1 protein-coding gene is annotated in these 1,025 nt (G+C 70.1%); it reads left to right on the forward strand.

The features are described from left to right. A partial coding sequence (gene selA / locus ACSFA3_RS26115; protein WP_435508202.1) for an L-seryl-tRNA(Sec) selenium transferase occupies window positions 1-1,025 on the forward strand: 1,025 nt, incomplete at both ends.

Below are 1,025 nucleotides of genomic sequence, written 5' to 3' on the forward strand. Positions count from 1 at the left end.
GTGGCAGGCAAGCTGATGGCCACAGAGGTACAGCACGACGCACTCGGCGATGCGCTCGCCGCGCGCATCCAGGCCCGCCTCGCACCGCGCATGCGCGCCGTGTTGAACCTCACCGGCACCGTCATTCACACCAACCTCGGCCGCGCGCTGCTGGCCGACTCGGCGCTGCAGCGGCTGCTCGCGGTGATGACATCGCCCAACAACCTCGAATACGACCTCGCCACTGGCAGCCGCGGCGACCGCGACTCGCTGGTGGAAGAGCTGCTGTGCAGCATCACCGGCGCCGAGGCGGCCACGGTGGTCAACAACAACGCGGCGGCCGTGCTGCTCACCATCGCGGCACTGGCGCGCGAGCGCGAAGTGATCGTCTCGCGCGGTGAACTCGTCGAGATCGGCGGCGCCTTCCGCATGCCCGACGTGATGGCCAGCGCGGGCGCGCGCATGGTCGAGGTCGGCACCACCAACCGCACGCATCCGCAGGACTACGAGCGCGCCATCAACGAACACACCGCGCTGGTGATGAAGGTGCACACCAGCAACTACGCCGTGCAGGGCTTCACCGCCGCCGTCGACGAAGCCACGCTCGCCGACATCGCGCATGCGCGCGGCGTGCCGCTGGCGACCGACTTGGGCAGCGGCTCGCTGGTCGACCTCGCGCACTACGGCTTGCCGCGCGAGCCGCTGCCGCAGGAGATGCTCGCGGCCGGCTGCGACGTAGTGACCTTCTCGGGCGAGAAGCTGCTGGGCGGGCCGCAGGCCGGCCTCATCGTCGGCAGCAAGGCTGCGGTGGGCCGCATCCGCAAGTTCCCGATGAAGCGCGCGCTGCGCATGAGCAAGCTGCCGCTGGCGGCGCTCGAAGCCACGCTGTCGCTGTACCTGCGGCCCGAGCGTCTTGCGCAAGACCTGCCGACGCTGCGGTTGCTCACGCGGCCCGCCGATGCGATTCGCGAGATAGCCGAGAGCTTGAAGGCGCCGGTGCAGGCGGCCGTCTCTCCTCGCTTCACCGTCGAAGTCGTGCCGCTGCT

This window comes from Variovorax glucosi, from assembly GCF_051216695.1.
Lineage (GTDB): Bacteria > Pseudomonadota > Gammaproteobacteria > Burkholderiales > Burkholderiaceae_C > Variovorax.